Annotated in this window: 18 protein-coding genes; 5 read left to right on the top strand and 13 right to left on the bottom strand. The window is 68.4% G+C overall.

Annotated elements, in window-relative coordinates; all coding sequences use genetic code 11:
• Positions 1 to 55: 55 nt before the first annotated feature.
• The 7 genes from E0H73_RS28875 to hppD all read right to left on the bottom strand — a co-directional run bounded on the left by E0H73_RS28875 (position 56) and on the right by hppD (position 7165).
• Complete coding sequence (locus E0H73_RS28875) at positions 56 to 469, bottom strand: hypothetical protein (protein WP_131361758.1); 414 nt, start codon at positions 467 to 469, stop codon at positions 56 to 58.
• A gap of 81 nt (positions 470 to 550) precedes the next feature.
• A complete protein-coding gene (locus tag E0H73_RS28870; RefSeq protein ID WP_131361757.1) occupies positions 551 to 1792 on the bottom strand; it encodes a HAMP domain-containing sensor histidine kinase in 1242 nt (413 codons plus the stop codon).
• Between the two features lies 1 nt (position 1793).
• Entirely contained in the window at positions 1794 to 2459 is a 666-nt protein-coding gene (gene cseB / locus E0H73_RS28865) for a two-component system response regulator CseB (RefSeq protein WP_202867606.1), read from the bottom strand.
• A gap of 48 nt (positions 2460 to 2507) precedes the next feature.
• Positions 2508 to 3137, bottom strand: coding sequence for a hypothetical protein (locus E0H73_RS28860; RefSeq protein ID WP_238164347.1), 630 nt, complete (start codon positions 3135 to 3137; stop codon positions 2508 to 2510).
• A gap of 180 nt (positions 3138 to 3317) precedes the next feature.
• Positions 3318 to 4694, bottom strand: coding sequence for an FAD-binding oxidoreductase (locus tag E0H73_RS28855; RefSeq protein WP_131361755.1), 1377 nt, complete (start codon positions 4692 to 4694; stop codon positions 3318 to 3320).
• Between the two features lie 474 nt (positions 4695 to 5168).
• Positions 5169 to 5642 (bottom strand): DUF2690 domain-containing protein, encoded by a 474-nt coding sequence (locus E0H73_RS28850; protein WP_131361754.1) that lies wholly within the window; start codon positions 5640 to 5642, stop codon positions 5169 to 5171.
• Positions 5643 to 5962: 320 nt separating this feature from the next.
• The gene (gene hppD / locus E0H73_RS28845; protein ID WP_131361753.1) at positions 5963 to 7165 is read right to left on the bottom strand and encodes a 4-hydroxyphenylpyruvate dioxygenase; all 1203 of its coding nucleotides are present in this window, start codon (positions 7163 to 7165) and stop codon (positions 5963 to 5965) included.
• A 150-nt stretch (positions 7166 to 7315) separates the two neighbouring features.
• Between hppD and E0H73_RS28840 the strand changes: the two genes are divergently transcribed.
• Positions 7316 to 7798 carry an Lrp/AsnC family transcriptional regulator gene (locus tag E0H73_RS28840; protein WP_131361752.1) on the top strand — a complete coding sequence of 161 codons (483 nt, stop codon included), beginning with the start codon at positions 7316 to 7318 and terminating at the stop codon, positions 7796 to 7798.
• Positions 7799 to 7879: 81 nt separating this feature from the next.
• Here E0H73_RS28840 and E0H73_RS28835 read toward each other — a convergent pair whose 3' ends face one another.
• Positions 7880 to 8524, bottom strand: coding sequence for an IclR family transcriptional regulator (locus tag E0H73_RS28835; RefSeq protein ID WP_131361751.1), 645 nt, complete (start codon positions 8522 to 8524; stop codon positions 7880 to 7882).
• A 55-nt stretch (positions 8525 to 8579) separates the two neighbouring features.
• On the opposite strand from E0H73_RS28835, the gene E0H73_RS28830 reads away from it, so the two are divergent.
• A complete protein-coding gene (locus tag E0H73_RS28830; RefSeq protein ID WP_238164346.1) occupies positions 8580 to 9362 on the top strand; it encodes a hypothetical protein in 783 nt (260 codons plus the stop codon).
• Here the strand turns inward: E0H73_RS28830 and E0H73_RS28825 are convergent, their stop codons facing one another.
• Both E0H73_RS28825 and E0H73_RS28820 read right to left on the bottom strand, forming a co-directional pair.
• Positions 9363 to 10595, bottom strand: a complete 1233-nt coding sequence (locus E0H73_RS28825) for an MFS transporter (RefSeq protein ID WP_202867605.1) — start codon at positions 10593 to 10595, stop codon at positions 9363 to 9365.
• Positions 10596 to 10624: 29 nt separating this feature from the next.
• On the bottom strand, positions 10625 to 11386 hold the full coding sequence (locus E0H73_RS28820) for a phytanoyl-CoA dioxygenase family protein (RefSeq protein WP_131361749.1): 762 nt from the start codon (positions 11384 to 11386) through the stop codon (positions 10625 to 10627).
• Positions 11387 to 11473: 87 nt separating this feature from the next.
• Here E0H73_RS28820 and E0H73_RS46060 point away from each other — a divergent pair, with 87 nt between their 5' ends.
• Together E0H73_RS46060 and E0H73_RS28810 are read left to right on the top strand one after the other, a co-directional pair.
• Positions 11474 to 12148, top strand: a complete 675-nt coding sequence (locus E0H73_RS46060) for a helix-turn-helix domain-containing protein (RefSeq protein ID WP_165555866.1) — start codon at positions 11474 to 11476, stop codon at positions 12146 to 12148.
• Between the two features lie 80 nt (positions 12149 to 12228).
• Positions 12229 to 12774, top strand: a complete 546-nt coding sequence (locus E0H73_RS28810; RefSeq protein WP_131361747.1) for an NUDIX hydrolase family protein — start codon at positions 12229 to 12231, stop codon at positions 12772 to 12774.
• Between the two features lie 46 nt (positions 12775 to 12820).
• Here E0H73_RS28810 and E0H73_RS28805 read toward each other — a convergent pair whose 3' ends face one another.
• Positions 12821 to 13546 (bottom strand): SDR family oxidoreductase, encoded by a 726-nt coding sequence (locus E0H73_RS28805; protein ID WP_131361746.1) that lies wholly within the window; start codon positions 13544 to 13546, stop codon positions 12821 to 12823.
• Between the two features lie 102 nt (positions 13547 to 13648).
• Here E0H73_RS28805 and E0H73_RS28800 point away from each other — a divergent pair, with 102 nt between their 5' ends.
• A complete protein-coding gene (locus tag E0H73_RS28800; RefSeq protein WP_131361745.1) occupies positions 13649 to 14482 on the top strand; it encodes a helix-turn-helix transcriptional regulator in 834 nt (277 codons plus the stop codon).
• A gap of 84 nt (positions 14483 to 14566) precedes the next feature.
• Here E0H73_RS28800 and E0H73_RS28795 read toward each other — a convergent pair whose 3' ends face one another.
• On the bottom strand, positions 14567 to 17911 hold the full coding sequence (locus tag E0H73_RS28795) for a CARDB domain-containing protein (protein WP_131361744.1): 3345 nt from the start codon (positions 17909 to 17911) through the stop codon (positions 14567 to 14569).
• Positions 17912 to 18081: 170 nt separating this feature from the next.
• Positions 18082 to 18263 (bottom strand): hypothetical protein (locus E0H73_RS47410; protein ID WP_238164345.1); only part of this gene is annotated, 182 nt, incomplete at its 5' end.

Below are 18263 nucleotides of genomic sequence, written 5' to 3'. Positions count from 1 at the left end.
CAGCAAGCGGCGCCACTTTCCGCCCCTGCCGGAAGTGGCGCCGCTCGGGGTCCTGCTACTTGGTGATGGTGACGTTCACCGAGGCGCTGGCCGTCTTCGCGGACACGACCCGGAACTTGTTCACGCCGACCCGGCCGCTCTTCACCCACACCGAGTACGTCGCCTTGCTGGTGACCTTGGTGGTGGCTGGGAAGTTGACCCACTTGCCGTTCTCGAACCGCTGCACCTGGACCACGGTGTTGCGCGCGATCCCGCTCGTCTTGCCGGTGAACGAGACCTTGGTCCACGCCTTCGCGCTGGCCTTGTCCGACTTCATCGTGATGGACTTCGCGGCAACCGCAGCGCTGGCGGCGGTGGTGTGCGTGCCGACCGCATTGGCCTGCAGGGCACCGGCAACACCGAGACCCCCGGCGGCCAGTGCGGCACCCGCGATGACGGCGGCGGTACGACGTACGAACTGAGAACGCATGAGTGTGGTTTCCCCTCGTTTTATTGGGCTTCTTGGGCGAGCCCGACGCAAGAGGAGACGCGGCAACGACGCGAACGGTTGTTAAGACTGCGTCTCAGTCGCGGGGAGGACCAATCGGGCCAGCGCACCGCCGCCCGGCGCTGCCCCGAAGGTCAGCTCGGCACCGAGCACCTTGGCGTGACCGGCCGCGATGGTCAGGCCGAGGCCGTGCCCGACGCCACGCTCGGCCATCCCGGACCGGAACCGGCGCGGGCCTTCGGCAATCAATTCCTCCGGATAGCCGTTGCCGTGGTCAACCACCTCGACGGTCCGGCCGCTGACCGTGACCTCGACCGGCGGCTGACCGTGCCGCAGTCCGTTCACGATCAGGTTGGCCAGGATCCGCTCGATCCGGCGCGAGTCGGTCGACACCGTCTCGTCCGGCCCGACCTGGTGGATGATCACGCTGTCCGGCGCGAGCGCCTGCTGCATCCGCAGCCGGCCGACCGCCGAACCGACGAACGCCCCCAGCCCAACCAGCTCGAGGTCGGCCTGCTCCACGCCCGAGTCGAACCGGGCGATCTCGAGCAGGTCCTCGACCAGCCGGCGCAGCACCTTGGCCCGGTCCCGGACCAGCTCACTCGGCCGCCCGGGTGGCAGCAGCTCGGCAGCGGTGGTCAGGCCGGTGACCGGCGTACGCAGATCATGCGCAACGTCCGCGGTGAACCGGCGTTCGGCTTCCAGCTGGCCACGCAGCGACGTCGCCATCGTGTCCAGCGCGGTGGCCAGCGACTGCACCTCGTCCTTGCCCTTGCCAACCGTGTCGGCCGCCGACGCATCCAGATCGCCGGCTGCGATCCGGCGCGCCGTCCCTGCGACCGCGACGATCCGCTTCGACAGGCTGCCGGCCAGGATCACGCTGACCAGGGCGACCAAGGCAACCGTTCCAATCCCGCCGAAGATCAGCGCCTGCTGCAGCGCCTCCATCGAGTCGTCGCTGGTGTCGTAGTCCTGCTCGATCGAGAGGATCTTGCCGTCCTTGACCCCGACCGCGGCCCACATCTTCGCGTTCGGCGAACCGGTCTTGAAGGTGGCCCGCTTGCCCTCCAGCACCGCCTCCCGCAACTGCGGCGGCAGCTCGGGATCGTCCAGCTTGGACCCGAACACCGGGACCTCGTCGCGGTCGTAGCTCTGCGCCGCGAGCTGAATCCGCTCGTCCGCGAAGCTGCGGGTCCGGTCCAGCCGGGCCGACTGCGCCTGGGTGTAGACCGCGACGCAGAGGACCAGGATCGCGAGCGAGGAGACCAGCAGGATGATGAGACCGAGCTTGCCGCGCAGTCCCACGTCAGGCCCGCAGCTTGTACCCGAATCCGCGGACCGTCTCGATCCGGTCCGCGCCGATCTTGGTCCGCAACCGCTGCAGGTGGACGTCGACCAGGCGGCCGTCGCCACCCCACTCGTAGTCCCAGACCCGCTGCAGCAGCGTGGACCGGCTGAGCACCACACCCGGGTTGTTCGCGAACTCGATCAGCAGCTTGAGTTCGGTCGGCGTGAGCTGGACGGTGCTTCCACCCCGCCGTACCTCGAGCGCCTCCCGGTCCAGCTCCAGGTCGCCGAACGACTCCACGCCGGAGCCGGCCGACGGCGCCGGGCGCTCCGGGTCGGACACCGCCCGCCGCATCACCGCCCGCAGCCGGGCCACCAGCACCTGGGTGTCGAAGGGTTTGGTCACGTAGTCGTCCGCGCCGGCCTCCAGCCCGAGGACGACGTCGAGTGCGTCGCCGCGAGCGGACACCATCACGATCGGGACCGTGCTGCTCTCCCGGATCCGGCGGCACACCGAGATCCCGTCCAGGCCGGGCAGCATGATGTCGAGCATCACGACGTCCGGATGGATCTTCTCGAAACGCTCGATCGCCTCCAGGCCGTCCTCGGCCGTGGTCACGTCGTACCCGTGGCGTTCGAGGGTCAGTTGGGTCGCCTCACGGATCACCGCGTCGTCCTCGACCATGAGAATGCGCGCTGCCGGTTCTTCCGGTACCACCGAAGTTCAGTCTCCCTACTGGTCCGTCGAGCTCACCTTGGTCATCTGCCGACCGGCCCAACGGTAAACCTCGACCCGCCGTCCGGACGGGCAGCAGGGCGGGTCGTCGATCGTGAAGATCTCGGACTCGACCACCAAGTCACCCTTCGGACTGGCCGTGATCGTCGGCTGATCCACCTTCTGGCTCCAGATCGACCGCGGGCCCGAGGGCCCGACGGCAATCACGAAGTACCCGAAGACGAACTTGTCCACGGTGTGGATCAAGACGATCTGCTGGGGCGTACCGCTGTGCATAACATCAACGGTCTTACCCCGGCTGAGGCAACGCTCAATCTTGGTGCAATTCGCGAGCACCTTCCGCGAGTACGCCGGCAGGGCCTTGTCCGCGAGCAGTTTCACCCGGACCTGGCGCAGATCGACGGCCGCGGCGGGGGTGCTCCGCGGGGCCGGTCCGGTGGTGCCGAAGGCGACAGCCGGAGACGGGCTCGGCGGGGGTGTCTCTGCGCCCTCGACCCGCAGGCCGCTGCCGTTCGCGCAGGCGGACAGGGCGGTGAGAGCGACGACGGCCGCGATGGCAGGCAGCACGGTACGGCGGAGTACGCCAGGCAGCGTCGAGGCGGAGCGCCCGCTTCGCCACATGCGCATAGGGCGCCTCCTACCCTGCCTCATCGATTCCCCCGGGAGATTCAGTCAACTACCTTCCATAGTGCTGGCCGGACGTCACATTCGACGGCCATGGACGTCGAATGGCCCCACCAGTTCCATTGCGGTTCAGTCACAGCGCCACGGTTTGCTGCCGGGGCAACCTCTCCCCTACTCAACTCCCTACTCGGCGACGATCTTGCCCGGGTTCAGGATGTTCTTCGGGTCCAGCGCCTGCTTGATCGCGCGGTGTACGTCGAGCGCGACCGGACCGATCTCCTCGGCCAGCCAGGTCCGCTTGAGTACGCCGACACCGTGCTCGCCGGTGATCGTGCCGCCGAGCTGGAGCCCGACCTCCATGACCTTGTCGAACGCCTGCTGCGCCCGCTCGGCCTGCGCCGGATCGGTCTGGTCGAAGACCACCGTCGGGTGCATGTTGCCGTCGCCGGCATGTCCGAGGACGCCGATGGTGATGTCGAGGTCCCTCGCAATGTCCTCGCACAGGCCGATGAACTCGGCCAGGCGTGACCGCGGGACGGCGACGTCGTCGATCATCGTCGTACCGAGCTCGTCGAGAGCGATCAGCGCCGCCCGCCGGGCCTCCAGCAGCAGCTCACCCTCGGCCGGGTCGTCCGCCTCGATGCACTCGATCGCACCGTTGTCCCGGCACAGCTTCGCCACCATCGCGACGTCGGCCGCGCCGGCCTCACCGCCCGCGTCGGACTGGGCGATCAGCATCGCCGCGGCCTCCTCAGGCAGGTCCATCCGCTTGTACGCGTTCACCGCGCGGATCGTGGTCTGGTCCATGATCTCCAGCAGGCTGAGCGACACGCCGCTGCGAATGATCTCGAGGATCGCCTCGCCCGCTGCGGGCCCGGAGTCGAACAGGGCGGCCATCGTCCGCGGCTGCGCGGCCTGCGGACGCAGCGCCAGGGTCGCCTCGGTGATGATCCCGAGCGTCCCCTCACTGCCCACGATCAGCTTGGCCAGGTCGTACCCGGCCACGCCCTTGACCGTCTTCCGGCCGGTCCGCAGCACGCGACCGTCCGCGAGCACGACCTCCAGGCCGAGCACGTAGTCCGTGGTCACGCCGTACTTCACACAGCACAGACCGCCCGAGTTGGTGGACAGGTTCCCACCGATCGAGCAGAACTCCCAGCTGGACGGGTCCGGCGGGTAGAACAGCCCGTGCTCGGCCACCGCGCGGGACAGTACGGCGTTGTACACGCCGGGCTGGGTGACGACGTACCGGTCGATCGGCTCGATCGCCAGGACCTTGTCCATCTTCTCCAGCGAGATCACGATGCAGCCGTCGAGCGCGTTCGCCGCCCCGGAAAGCCCGGAACGAGCGCCCTGCGGCACGACCGGCACCCCGGCCTCGGCCGCGATCTTCACCGCCGCCTGCACATGCGCCGTCTCCCGAGCCAGCACCACGGCAAGCGGCGTCCCCGCCGGGCAGAACATCGCCCGGTCGTACCGGTAACTCTCCATCCGATCCGGATCAGTCACCAACGCCTCACGCGGCAACACCTGCGCCAGCAACTCCACCACGTCACTCATACCGCGAGCCTAGTAGCACCCCCCGACCTGACGCTCCAGTAACCATGTCCACTTCTGGTCGCCCCAACCACCTCAGCCCTCCCCGGCAACCTCCGGCCACCCCACCCCAGCCGTCCGCCAGCAGCCTCCCGAGCACCCCATCCCAGCCACCAACCACATCCCCCGGCCCAAGTCCCGCACCCGCCCGCCAACTACCTCAACCACCTCCGCCGACTCAGCAACTGCAGCCCGCCCGGAGAGTCAGCCGGCTGGCTGGCTCTCCGGGCGGGAACACACGCAGGCACCCACACCCAGCAACCGTGGCTGGCGGTGCGACTGGCTGGCTCTCCGGGCGGGAACATGTGCAGGCACCGCACACCCAGCAACCGTGGCTGGTGGGTGGCGGTGCAATTGGTTGGCGCTCCGGCGGGTTACGCGCAGGAGGTGCCGACGCTCCAGCAACCCTGCAGGGTCTGGCGACCCGCCGTGTACTGGTCAGCGGGTGCGGGCGGTGGCGTTTTCGGAGATTTCTTCGTAGCCGCCGCCGTAGTTGTGGTACTCGCGGCCGATGGCGGTGAAGGTGATGCTGCCGGCGGTGGCCTTGACCTTGGGTGTGCGGCAGGTGCGCTGGCCCTGGATCACGGAGCCGTTGCCGCCGCTGCTGTCACAGCTGAGGACCCGGCCGCTGTTGGCTCCGCCGTACTGGACCAGGAAGGCGTTGGCCTTCGCGTTGGCCGGCATCCTGGACACCATCGTGACCTCGGCCCAGTACTGGTAACAACTGTCGCGGACCAGGCGGATCGTGCCCCAACTGGGCGGCTTGTGATCACGCAGCATCGGCGCCGACGAGATGGACCTCGCACCCGAGCAAGTGGCGGCTTCGGCCGCCTGGGCCGGGGTCGCGGCGAGGGCGATCGCACCCACTCCGGCCAGGCCCGCGGTGCTGAGCAGAATGCTCAGTGTCTTCATGACGAAACCCTTCCTGAACGAACGCCCCGACGCCCATTCACCGGGCACACTACGCGAACAGCCCCTGCCCCGACAGTCATTCCGGTAATCGGACGGCGACACGCCGTATCCAGTTGCTCCCGGCAAGCTTTACCCCACCGGGTAACCGGTTTACCGCCCCACCACGCCAGTGGATATCCCCTGCAACGGTGGGTTCTCCCCTGCTACACGAGGGGAGAACCCACCACAAACGGGGATATCCGCTCCAACGATCGGGGTCGGCAGCAGACGGCGAAGGGGATGCCCGGCCGACGCCGGGCATCCCCTTACCCCACCGTCGATCAGAGGTTGCCGCGTCGCTCTTGTTCGCGCTCGATCGCCTCGAACAGTGCCTTGAAGTTGCCCTTACCGAAGCCGAGCGAACCGTGCCGCTCGATCAGCTCGTAGAACACCGTCGGCCGGTCACCGATCGGTGCGGTGAAGATCTGCAGCAGGTACCCGTCCTCGTCGCGGTCGACCAGGATCCCGCGCGACTGCAGCTCGTCGATCGGCACGCGAACCTTCCCGATGCGGGCCCGCAGCTCCGGATCGGAGTAGTACGAGTCCGGCGTGTTGAGGAACTCGACGCCGTTGGCCCGCATGATGTCCACGGTCCGCAGGATGTCGTTGGTGGCCAACGCGATGTGCTGCGCGCCGGCGCCGTCGTAGAACTCCAGGAACTCGTCGATCTGCGACTTCTTCTTCGCGACGGCCGGCTCGTTCAGCGGGAACTTGACCCGGTGGTTGCCGTTGGCGACCACCTTGCTCATCAGCGCCGAGTAGTCGGTGGCGATGTCGTCGCCGACGAACTCCGCCATGTTCACGAAGCCCATCACCTTGTTGTAGAACCCGACCCACTCGTCCATCTTGCCGAGCTCGACGTTGCCGACGACGTGGTCGACCGCCTGGAACAGCCGCTTCGGGTGGCCCTCGGGCCGGGTCACCTGGGTGCTCGCCGCAACGAACCCGGGCAGGTACGGACCGTCGTACCGGCTCCGGTCGATCAGCGTGTGCCGGGTGTCGCCGTACGCCGCGATGGCCGCGCGCCGGATCGTGCCGTGCTCGTCGGTGACGTCGTTCGGCTCCTCGAGTACGACGGCACCGCACGCGCGGGCGTGCTTGATGCACTTGTCCACATCGGGCACCTCGAGCGCGATGTCGGCCACGCCGTCGCCGTGCTTGCGGTGGTGGTCGAGCAGCGTGCTCTTCGGGCTGACGCCGCCGCTGACCACGAACCGCGCGGAGCCGGCCTTGAGCACGAACTCCTTGTTGTCCTTGTTGCCCGTCTCTGGGCCGGAGTACGCGACCAGGTCCATGCCGAAGGCGAGCTGGTAGTACTTCGCGGTCTGGGTCGCGTTGCCGACCACGAACACCACCGCGTCCATCGCGGTGACCGGGAACGGGTCGGTGCTCTCGTCGTACGGCACCAGGCCGACGAGCTGCTTGAGCTGGTCGAGGTCGAGATCGGCGTCGAGCTCTGCGGGGGTGAGGTCGGTGCTGGTCATCGTGATCCTCCCAGGTTGGCTTCGTGGCCCGAGCCTGGTGGTGAGGACACAGGTTGCGCAACACATCCTTGTTTCGCTGCACAGGTTGTTCAGTATGCTGGCATGACTGCTGGACCATTTGGTCAGTCTGACCACTACGGGAGGCGCGGTATGTCGGTCGATGCGCTGGACGCCCGGATCCTCGGGCTGTTCGCGGCCGAACCACGGGTCGGCGTACTTGAGGCATCGCGGCGGCTGGGGGTCGCCCGCGGAACTGTCCAGGCGCGACTCGACCGGTTGCAGCGGGACGGCGTCGTTCGGGGCTGGGGTCCGGACATCGACACGACTGCGATCGGCTATCCGGTCACGGCGTTCGCGACACTGCAGATCGAGCAGGGGTCAGGGCATACGACGGTCGCGGCGGCGCTGGCGCGGATCCCGGAGGTGCTCGAGGTCCACACGATCACCGGCGCCGAGGACCTGTGGTGCCGGATCGTCGCCCGCTCGAACGCCGACCTGCAGCGGGTGATCGATCAGGTGGTGATTGTCCAGGGCATCCAGCGCGCATCCACCGTGATCGCCCTCGCCGAGCAGATCCCACACCGCGTGCTCCCCTTGGTCGAGGCGGCGACCCGGACGTCCAGCACTCACTAACCCGGCCGCCCAGCGGCCGACAGCACCTCGTCAGGCGTGACCGGCTCGGGCGTGGCCAGTTGGTTAGTGCGGGAGGTCCGCTCAGGCGAGACGCTTGGCTACTTCGACGGCGGCCCGCGCAACGCGCGGGCCGACGAATTCGCGGTCGAGCTTGCCGAGTACGACGACCCCGATGGAGGCCTCCACTCCGGGCACGCCGAGGACCGGCGACGACACACCCTGGGCTCCGGCCTGCAACTCGCCGGACGTGACCACGAACGGCCGCCCGGCCGGATCCGGCTTCCGGCGACCGGCCAGGATCGCCTTGCCGGCGGCACCCTGGTCGAGCGCGTGCCGCGACCCCATCCGGTAGGAGACGTGGTAGTCGGTCCAGCTCGGCTCGATCACCGCGATCGCGAGCGCCTCCTCGCCATCCGCGACGGTCAGGTGCGCCGTAGCGCCGGTGTCCTCGGCGAGTGAGCGCAGTACTGGAAGCGCGGCGTCACGCAGCGTGGGCTGAACGCGACGGCTGTAGTGCAACACGGCCAGTCCCAGCCGGGCTCGTCCTTCGGAGTCACGCCGTACGAGCCGATGCAGCTCGAGGGTGTTCACCAACCGATAGACGACAGTCCGGCTGACCCCCAATGCGGCGGCCAACTCGGTGATCGAGAGACCGTCCGGGGCGTCCGCGAGCAGTTCGAGGACAGTGAGTCCCCGGTCGAGCGTCTGCGAGGTCTCTGCGGGCACGTTCGAAGAGTATCCGTTTTTCGGGCGCGGCCCGATGGCCCCGTATCTTGCTGCCGTGCGAAATTACTGGGCGCTCCTCCCCGCCATCGCCATCGTGATCGGGCTGACGCTGCTCTACGCGATCCCGACGCTGATCAATCCGCAGTGGACGAGCTCGGTACTGGCGCTGTTTCGGCAGGTCCCGGAGCAGCCGGATCCGGCTGTGGACCCGGCCCGGGACCCAGCGCTGCAGCCGGCCGAGGCACGGCGCGCGGCCGGGATCCTCGGCCCGCAGCAGATCAAGTCGCGGCGCATGCTCGCCGTCCTGCTGGTGGTCGGCGTGGTCGCTCTGATCGGATTCAACATCTCGCTGAACCGCGAGCGGAACGGCTGCTACAAGGCCGCCGAGGCCTGGGGCGCGATCCCCGGCAAGGCCGACCGGGACCCGTGCATCAACAAGATCTTCGGCAGCTTCTTCGGCGACCCGACCGGTTTCAAGCCGCTCGAGGCGAAGCCGCAGCCGATCGAGACCTACCAGCTGATCCACAAGAAGCACCCGAAGTACCTGAAGTGGATGCAGAACGGCCCGAGCTACGACGACGTGGACCTGCTCATCGGCTCGGGCAGCAGTTGCTCGCTGGACCTGAAGGTCGTCGAGGAGGACGACAAGGTGATGGTCCTGCTCGACTCGGACACGCCGTGCCCGCCGGAGGACGCGATCTCGCTCAGCTCGGTGAAGCTGAAGAAGCCGCTGGGCGACCGCAAGGTCGTCACCGTCGACGACAAGCCGATGCGCGAGATCAACCCCGACGCCGACTCCTGGCCGACCGTGCTGAAGAAGCTGGTCACCGGGGGCTGATCAGCTCAGCGCCCTGGTCCTGGAGTCGTACTCGCGGAACGGGCGGTTGCGGGCGAGCAGGATCAGCAGGCCGACGATGCAGACGGTCGCACCACCGAGCAGCGCGATCGTCGGGGTCGTCAGGGAGGCCGACGTACCCACGACGAAGTCGCCCAGGCGCGGTCCGCCGGCCACGACCACGGTGAACACACCCTGCAGCCGGCCGCGCATGGCATCCGGCGCGGCGGACTGCAGCACGGTGTTCCGGTACGCCGAACTCACCATGTCGGCCGCTCCCGACAACGCGAGCAACGCGACGCCCAGCCAGATCGTGCGGGACAACCCGAACAGGCCGACCGCCGCCGCGTAGACCGTGATCGCGACGACGATCGCCACTCCCTGTCTTCGGACCCGGCTGACCCAGCCGGAAAACACCACGCCGATCAGCGCGCCGATCGCCGGTGCCGCCTGCAGGAGGCCGACGGTACGGACGCCACCGGCGAAGAACGAGCCCGCCACGGCCGGGAACAGGGCGCGAGGTTGCGCGAACACCATCGCGAGGATGTCCGCCAGGAACGTCGCCAGCAGTGCCGGCGCCGCCCGCAGGAACGTGAACCCCTCGAGCACCGACCGCAGACCGGCCCGCCGGACCAGCCCGGTCGGCGGCACTGCCGGTAGCCGGAACAGCGCGTAGAGCGCCGCGGTGAACGTGATCACGTCGACCAGGTACGCCGCCGCGAACCCGTGCCAGGCGATCACCGCCGCACCGAGCAACGGCCCGACGGTGAAGCCCAGGTTGAATGCGGCCTGGCTGAGCGTGTTCGCGGCCGGCAGCAGTTCGGGCCGGATCAGCCGCGGGATGATCGCGGACCGGGCCGGGCCGTTCACCGCGAAGCACGCCGACTGGCAAGCAACGACGGCGTACAGGATCCAGACCTGGCCCCAGTTCAGCTGCGACTGCAGCACCAGGATCATCGAGAGCACCCAGAGCCCGGTCGACGAGACGAGCGCGAGGACCCGCCGGTCGATCGCGTCGGCCATCGCCCCGCCGTACAGCCCGAACACCACCAGCGGCACCAGCGCGCACAACCCGACCAGCCCGACCGCGAACGTCGACCGGGTCAGTGCGTACACCTGGATCGAGACCGTCACCGCGGTCATCTGCGTCCCGAGCTGCGAGACCGTCGACCCGACCCACAACCGGCGGAAGTCCGGCGATTCCTTCAGGGGGCGGATGTCAGTCAGCAGGGGCACGGTGACAACTTATGTCACGACGTGAAGGATCAGACGCGCGGGAACAGTTCGTGGTCAAGCGGTTCACCGACCGTCAGCCCGAGCCCGTCGGTGACCACGTGCCCGGCACCGGAGTACGTCGCCTCGGCGTCGACGTAGATCGCGACCTGGGCGATCCGCGGATCGTCGGTCAGGTTCGGGGTCGCGGAGTGGGCCAGGTAGGCGTTGTGGAAGGTGCAGTCGCCGGCCCGCAGCGGGATGGTCAGCCGCTCCTCCCAGCGCAGGTCGGGAGCGGCCCGGAACATGTCGTCCCGATCGGCCAGGTCCTGCCGGCGCAGGTCCTGGTGATCGTGCGAACCGGGGATGAACGTCATGCACCCGCGCTCCACCGGGACGTCGACCAGCGCGACCCAGGCCGACAGCGAGTGCCGCGACCCGGCATGCGGCCAGTACGGCGCGTCCTGGTGGAACTCGGTGGCCGCGCCGTTGTGCGGCGGTTTGATCAAAACCTGGTCGTGCCAGATCCGCAACGGCACGCCGGCCAGCGCCGTTGCCGCGGCTGCCAGCCGCGGATCGAGCGTGAGCTCGCGCAGTACGTCGTCCTGCCGCCAGACGTTGACGTACTGGTTGAAGATCGCCGAGCCCTTCGAGTAGTCGTCGGCCGCCGCGGTGGCGGCGACCGCGGCGTCGCGGAACCGGGCGGCCTCGTCGGCGCCGATGATGTTCCGGATCCGGACCACCCCGTCGCGGCGATAGGCGGAAATGGTCTCTTCATCGAGTACGGCGGGTGCCGTAGGGTCGATCGTGGTCATCGGCCACTCCTTGGAATCCGTTGGCGGGAAGGTGTTTCCAGCCTCGCTTGGATCCGCGCGTGGCGACAGGCAGCCATTGACCGATACTTGACTGATCTTGACCTCCTGGAGGCGGTCGTGCACCAGATCCTGAGCAGCGAGGTGTTCCCCGACCAGCGGCTTCCGGTCGCCGGTGAGCGGCTCGAGCTGGTGGCTGACGTCGCGCCTCACAGCCATGCGTTCTTCGAGATCGCCGTCGTGCTCGCCGGGCGGGGCACCCACATCTCGGCCGCCGACGAGGTCCCGCTGCAGCGCGACTCCGTCGTCGTCCTCCGGCCGGGCGACTGGCACGGGTACACCGGCTGCGACGGGCTCGTCGTACGCAACGCCTATCTGGGTGCCGACATCTTCAGCCTGCTGTCCGCCGCGCTGATCCCGAGCGACGGACCGCCGACCCCGGCGCACCCGGCCGTGCAGCACGCGATGCGCTTGCTGGAGGCAAGCATCGACGAGCCGTGGACGCTGGACCGTCTGGCCACCGCGGTGAACCTCGCCCCCGGCTACCTGGTCCGGCTGTTCGGGCGGACCGCCGGCGTCTCGCCGATGGCCTACCTGAACCGGCTCCGGGCCGAGCGGGCGGCGGGGCTGCTGATCGAGACGGACCTGCCGGTCGCGACCGTCGGGGCGATGGTCGGCTGGCACGACCCGAGCCACGCCAGCCGCCGCTTCCGCGCCTGCTTCGGCCTCAGTCCCTCCCGGTACCGAGCCGCTTTCAGACCGTAGAGGTCCCGCAAACAGGTGGTGCCGGGGCGACGCGCAGCAGGCTCCACCTGTTTGCGGGACCTCTAAGCAAAGATGTGTCCATGACGTCTGTTCGTACGCCTGACCCGAACCCCGGCTGGCTCTCCGACTTCGCGCTCCAAGAGACCCGCTCCCGGGTGCCGATCCTGTACGTCGAGGCCGTCCCGGCCCGCGTCGACGCCGCCGGCCAGATCGAACATGTCGGGGTTCTGCTGCGCGGTGCAGCCGAGACCGGGCAGATCATCCGGACCCTGGTGTCCGGCCGGGTCATGCACGGCGAGTCGATCCGCGACGCGCTGCAGCGCAACATCGAGAAGGACCTCGGCCCGGCCGCGTTCCCGCGGCTGCCGACGAGCCCGGTGCCGTTCACGGTCGCGGAGTACTTCCCGCTGCCCGGTGTCACGCCGCTGCACGATCCGCGTCAGCACGCGGTCGCGCTGGTGTACGTCGTACCGGTGACCGGCGACTGCAATCCGCGGCAGGACGCCCTCGAGCTCACCTGGCTGACGCCCAAGGAAGCGCTCGAGCCGGCCCTCCTGACCGACCTCGAAGGTGGCCGCGGGCATCTGATCAAACAAGCCCTCGCCTGGTCCGGCGCCCTCGTCTGACCTCGGCGCGGGTTCACCCGGGCAGGCGGCTTGCTTCCGCGCGGGTTCACCACGGTAGGCGGCCCTCCTCGGCGTGGACCTCGCCGGTCGGGCCGTCGGCGCCGAGCGTTGCCAACCGGACCGCGACCGCCGCGCCTTGCGCAGGCGTGCGCGCCGCGTCCCACCCGCCCATGTCCGTCGCGCAGTTGCCCGGGTCGGCCGCGTTCACCAGGATCTCGCTGCCACGCAGTTCGTTGGCGAGCATGACCGTGACCATGTTCACCGCCGCCTTCGACGAGTTGTAGCCGAGCGTCAGCACGGTCGACATCCGCGACGCCGGATCGCCCACCTGGCTGAACGAGGCCAGCGACGTCGACAGGTTCACGATCCGCGCACCCTTCGCCTTCCGCAGCAACGGCAGCATCGCCCGAGTCGTCCCCACCAGACCGATCACATTGGTCTCGAACGCCTCCCGCAGTACGTCGCTCTCCACCCGCGACACCGCGTCGTCGCCGACCGGGATGATCGCCGCATTGTTGACAATCACGTCAAGCCGGCCGTACGCACGCTCGATCACCTCCGCCGCAGCCTGGACCGACCGCTCATCGGTCACCTCCAACTGGACCGCGGCCGCATCGAGGCCCTCGGCAACCAGTTCCTTCGCGGCGACCTGGCCCCGCGCCAGGTCCCGCGACCCGACCAGCACGACGAATCCCGCCTCCCCGAGCTGCCGTGCGATCTCCTTGCCGATGCCCTTGTTGGCGCCCGTGACGAGCGCGATCTTCTCAGTCATGTCCTCCAGGCTGGGGAACATCGGCGTCGCGAGGCAGAGCGAGCTCACCCTGGGATCGGCAGTCCCTGGTTGGCGCCACCGCCCGGCTGCGATGCTGGACAGGTGGATCGGGGTCAGCTGGCGGAGTTCCTGCGAGTACGGCGGGAGCGGCTGACACCCGCCGACGTCGGACTGCCGGCCGGGCTGCGTCGACGTACGCCCGGGCTCCGGCGCGAGGAGGTCGCCAGTCTCGCGACCATGTCGACCGACTACTACACCCGGCTCGAGCAGGGACGCGGGCCGCGGCCGTCGCGTCCGGTGCTGACCGGGCTCGCCCGGGCCTTGCGGCTGAACGACGACGAACGCGATCACCTGTTCCGGCTGGCCGGTGAGCAGCCGGGTCCTCCCCCGGGTCCGCCGTCGGACGTGCGGGACGGCGTACTGCGGATGCTCGGGCGGCTCGACGTCCCGGGGATCGTGCTGGACGCGAAGTACGACGTACTCGCGTGGAACCGGCAGGCTGCGGCGCTGATGACGGACTTCTCCGCCTTGCCGGTGAAGGAGCGGAACCTGCTGCGGTTGCGGTTCCTGCACGGCGATCGGCAGGCGGAGCGGTACGGAATGGACGCGACCCAGGCGTTCGCCCGCGAGGCGGCGGCGGATCTGCGGGCGGCGACCGGGACCTATCCGGACGACCCGGCAATTGCACAACTGGTGTCCGATCTGCTCGCCGGGAGTCCGGAGTTCGCCGAGCTCTGGGCACGGCACGAGGTCGCCCGGCAGCAGAGCCTGTGCCAGACGATCCTCCATCCCGAGGTCGGCCGGATCGAGGTGATCTGCGAGGTCCTGGTCATCCCCGAACGCGACCAGCGGGTCGTCATCTACACCGCCGAGCCCGGCACCCCCTCGGACCAAGCCCTCCGCCTCCTCGACGTCATCGGCACCCAGGCTCTGTAAAGGCGCGGTGAGCCCCCGCACCTCCGGGCGGGGTGCGGGGGCTCGGGACCACCGGGTCGGGCTGGGCCCGGTGACGGTGGTGGGTTATTGGCCGGTGAAGGTGAAGGTCGAGCCGGGCTCCTTCACGATGTCGCCGTCGCGGGAGTTGGTGACGACGACATTGGTGAGGGTCGCGGTGCCGCGGGCGCCGCCCATCGCGAGGATGCCGGAGCCGTTGTTCGACTTGTCGATCCGGAGGTTGGTGAGCGCGACGTTCGGCATCTCACCGCCACCGGTCTTGAACTGCAGCCCGTCGTACGTCGAGTCGTAGATCTCGGTGTCGCGGATCGTCACGCCGGGGATCGGCAGGTTCGCCGGGAACAGCGTGATCGCACCGAACTCCTGGTCCTCGTTCCAGAACACCCCACCGCAGCGATAGAGCGCGTTGTTGGCGATCAGCGTCTGGCCCGAGAACGGCAGCGGGTCGTGGTCGGTCGCCAGCATGATGCCGGGGTAGTTCATCGTGTCGTAGATCAGGTTGTTCTCGATCTTGTTGCCGTAGCCGCCGTAGATAGCGATGCCGTTCGCCCGCCACGGCAGCTGGACGGTGTTGTTGGTGAACGCGTTGTCGTGGCCGATGTCGACCGACTGGTCCTTGACGTACTTGCTCGCCCAGACCGCCAGCGCATCGTCGCCGGTGGTCCGGAAGGACGAGTTGAACACCTTCGAATTGCGGGTGCCGTTGGCGAAGTTGATCCCGTCGGCGTAGGTGTCGCGGATCCGCATCCCGCTGAACTCCAGACCGTCGGCCGGACCCCACAGCTCCTGGATGTTGTCGTAGTCCCGGCCGACCCAGACCCCGACGTTCGAGTGCTCGATCCAGACGTTGCTGATCTTGGTCCCGGTGCCGAACCGGCCGTTCAGCCCGACACCACCCTCGGCGTTGCCGTCACCGCCCCGGATCCGGCCGGACCCGAAGATCGCGATGTCCGACAGTTGCACGTTCTTGTCGATGTCGAAGCCGAAGTTGCCTTCGTGCGGATGGTTGATGCCGCCGGCGTTCTGCGGCTCGATGGTCGAGTAGAGCTGCGAGTACCACATGCCCGCGCCGCGGATCGTGGCGTTGCTGATCCCGACCTGGTTGTACTGACCCCGGTTGAGCGGGTCGTCGGTCAGGATCTTCTTCTCCTGCCGCCATTGCCCGGCGGGAATCCAGACGCAGCTGATCACACCGTTCTGGTCGTCGGTGACAGCCCGCTGGATCGCGTCCGCGTCGTCGACCCCGTCATTCGGTACGGCGCCGTACTGCGTGATCGACGTACAGCCGGCCGGCTGGCTGAGTGCCGGGGCGACCTGCTCCAGGTCGACCAGGTCGATGATGTAGAACGACGCGTTGTCGCCGGAGTCGCGCTGCAACTTGAACTTCGTGCCGACCGGGTACGACGTACCGAGCAGCGCGTGTGATTCGTCGAAGAGGCGGCGCGCGTCACCACCCGGTGTGTTGGTCAGCGACTCCGGTCCGTCGCTGTTGCCGTAGAGCCAGCTATTGTGCGAGGACAGGTTCAGCTTCTGCTGGAACGTGCCATTGACGTACAGACTGATGGTTGCCTCAAGCCCCTGTCCGTTGGCCGAGTCGGGGATCGAGTTGCGGACCACGATCGAGTTGGTCGGGACGGTTGCGGTGAACTCGACGAACTGACCGGTCGAGTTCAGCCGGACCGACTGGCGACCGGACGACTCGGTGGCGAAGTTCGTGTGCCCGAAGGTGCGCTCGGCATCCGAGGTGAGCAGGGTCCCGTTGTAATCGCCGGCTTCCGCCTCGTACGACGTGTACGGTACGGCGGCACCGCGGCCGACCACGATCGACCTGGACAAGGTGTTGTTGGTTTCGTTGGTCTCGGCAACTGTGTTGGTCGCGTCGGCGGTTGCGGTGAGAGTGGCGCCGCCGTTGGTGGCCGTCCAGGTTCCGGTCATGGCGACGTTCGCGGTCGCACCGGCCGCGATCGCCGCCGTGTTGGTGTTGAGGGTCGTGCCGCCGATCGTGAGCCGGGTGACCGTGGCACCGGATGCCGTCGTACCGCGGTTGTTCACTACGACCGTGAAGGAGACCTGTGAGCCCGGAGCCGGGTTGGCTGGGTTGGAGGTGATGCCGGTGACCTGCAGGTCCGATCCGGCCGCTTGGCCGACGATGAGTTGGGTGGGTGACTGGAAGGTGTTGTTGCTGTCGTTCTGCTCGACGACGGTGTTGGTGGCATCCGCCACCGCGGCGAGCGTGTAGTTGCCTTGGGCGCGGGTTCCGGCGTTGGCGGTGACCGTGGTGGATGCTCCGGCGGCGAGAGCGCCGACGGATGCGGTGCCTGCGACCGAGCCGCCGAGCAGGAAGTTGAGGCTGCTGGCCGGGGCCGCCGCGGAGCCGGAGTTCTTGACCGTGGCCGACAGTGTGATCGGCGTGGTCTCGGTCGGGTTCGCCGGGCTCCACGTGGCGGAGGTGACGACCAGGTCAGGGTTCGGCGCCGCCGTACCGAAGACCTGGAACTCGGCGACCTGGCCGCCGGGTGCTCCGGTGTTGCTGAACACCTGCAGCCGTACGTCGGCGTGCCGGCCGGTGACGGGGATCGTGATCGAGTTCTGGTTGCCGGACGGGCTGAACTGGTAGTCGGTCCGGGCTTTCAAGGAGGTGAAGTCGGTAGCGGACTGCTCGCGGCCGAGGACCTGGATGCTCTGTGTCCGCGGACCCCAGACCGGGTCGGGATTGAGCTTCACCACGACTGAACTGAGGTCGGCGTTGGCGCCGAGCTTGACGGTCAGCGTCGCCGGGAAACCGTTGGACTCCCAGTACGTGCCGAGGTTGTTGTCGTTCGCGTTGGTGGCGACGAAGTTGAAGGCCGACGAGGAAGCCTCGATCGGCTTACCCGCGGCGAGGTCCGTCCCGGTCGGCGGTTCGACCGGCCCGCCACCAGGCCCGGCCAGGGCGAACTCCGACAGTTGCGCGGCCGGCCAGCCGCTGTTCGCCGTCACGGTCAGCCGGACATAGCGCGCCGCGGTGGCGGCGAAGTTGATCGTGACCGTGTTGTTCGCATTCGGCGCGAAGGAGTACGCCGTACTGCCTGCGACTGCGCTCAGCGATGCAGCGTTCGTGCCGGCCTGAACGGTGATGGTCTGGGAGCGGGCACCCCACGACGCGGGGAGCTTCAGCGTCACTTGATTGACATCAGTGGTCGCGCCGAGATCGGCCTGGATCCACTGCGGGAAGGCGCTGTTGGCGCTCTCCCAGTAGGTGTTCTGGTTGCCGTCGCCGGCATTGGTGCTCGGATACTCCCCGAGAGAGCTGCTGGCGGAGAGCGTCTTGGAGAGATCGGCGGTGACGGCCGCCGTTGCACTGAGGGGCAGCAGCCCGGCCGCGATCAGGACAAGCGCAAGCAGGAGCCGTCGAACGTTCTGCTGATACATCGAGTGGTCCTCCGTCGTGGGCGGTGGGAAGGACGAGAAATTTCGTAGATTTGCTGATTTCTTGCAGTACGGGTAGTCGAATGTTGCAACACGCCTCGCTGTCCGTCAACAGTTCGGCACAGACAGAAACACCCCACCCGCAGCCGGGTGAGGTGTTCTCGCGCGAGAGATCAGGCTCGGCGCTGGGTGGCCCAGCCACTCCCCACCACCCCGGCGAAGCCGGGTGCTCTTCCCCCGGCGAAGCCGGGTGCTCTCAGGCTCGGCGCTGGGTGGCCCAGCCACTCCCCACCACCCCGGCGAAGCCGGGTGCTCTTCCCCCGGCGAAGCCGGGTGCTCTCAGGCTCGGCGCTGG

This window comes from Kribbella pittospori (assembly GCF_004331465.1).
Taxonomy (GTDB): domain Bacteria; phylum Actinomycetota; class Actinomycetes; order Propionibacteriales; family Kribbellaceae; genus Kribbella; species Kribbella pittospori.
Note: the sequence above shows the minus strand (reverse complement) of the source record. Positions and strands in the feature narration are given on the sequence as shown.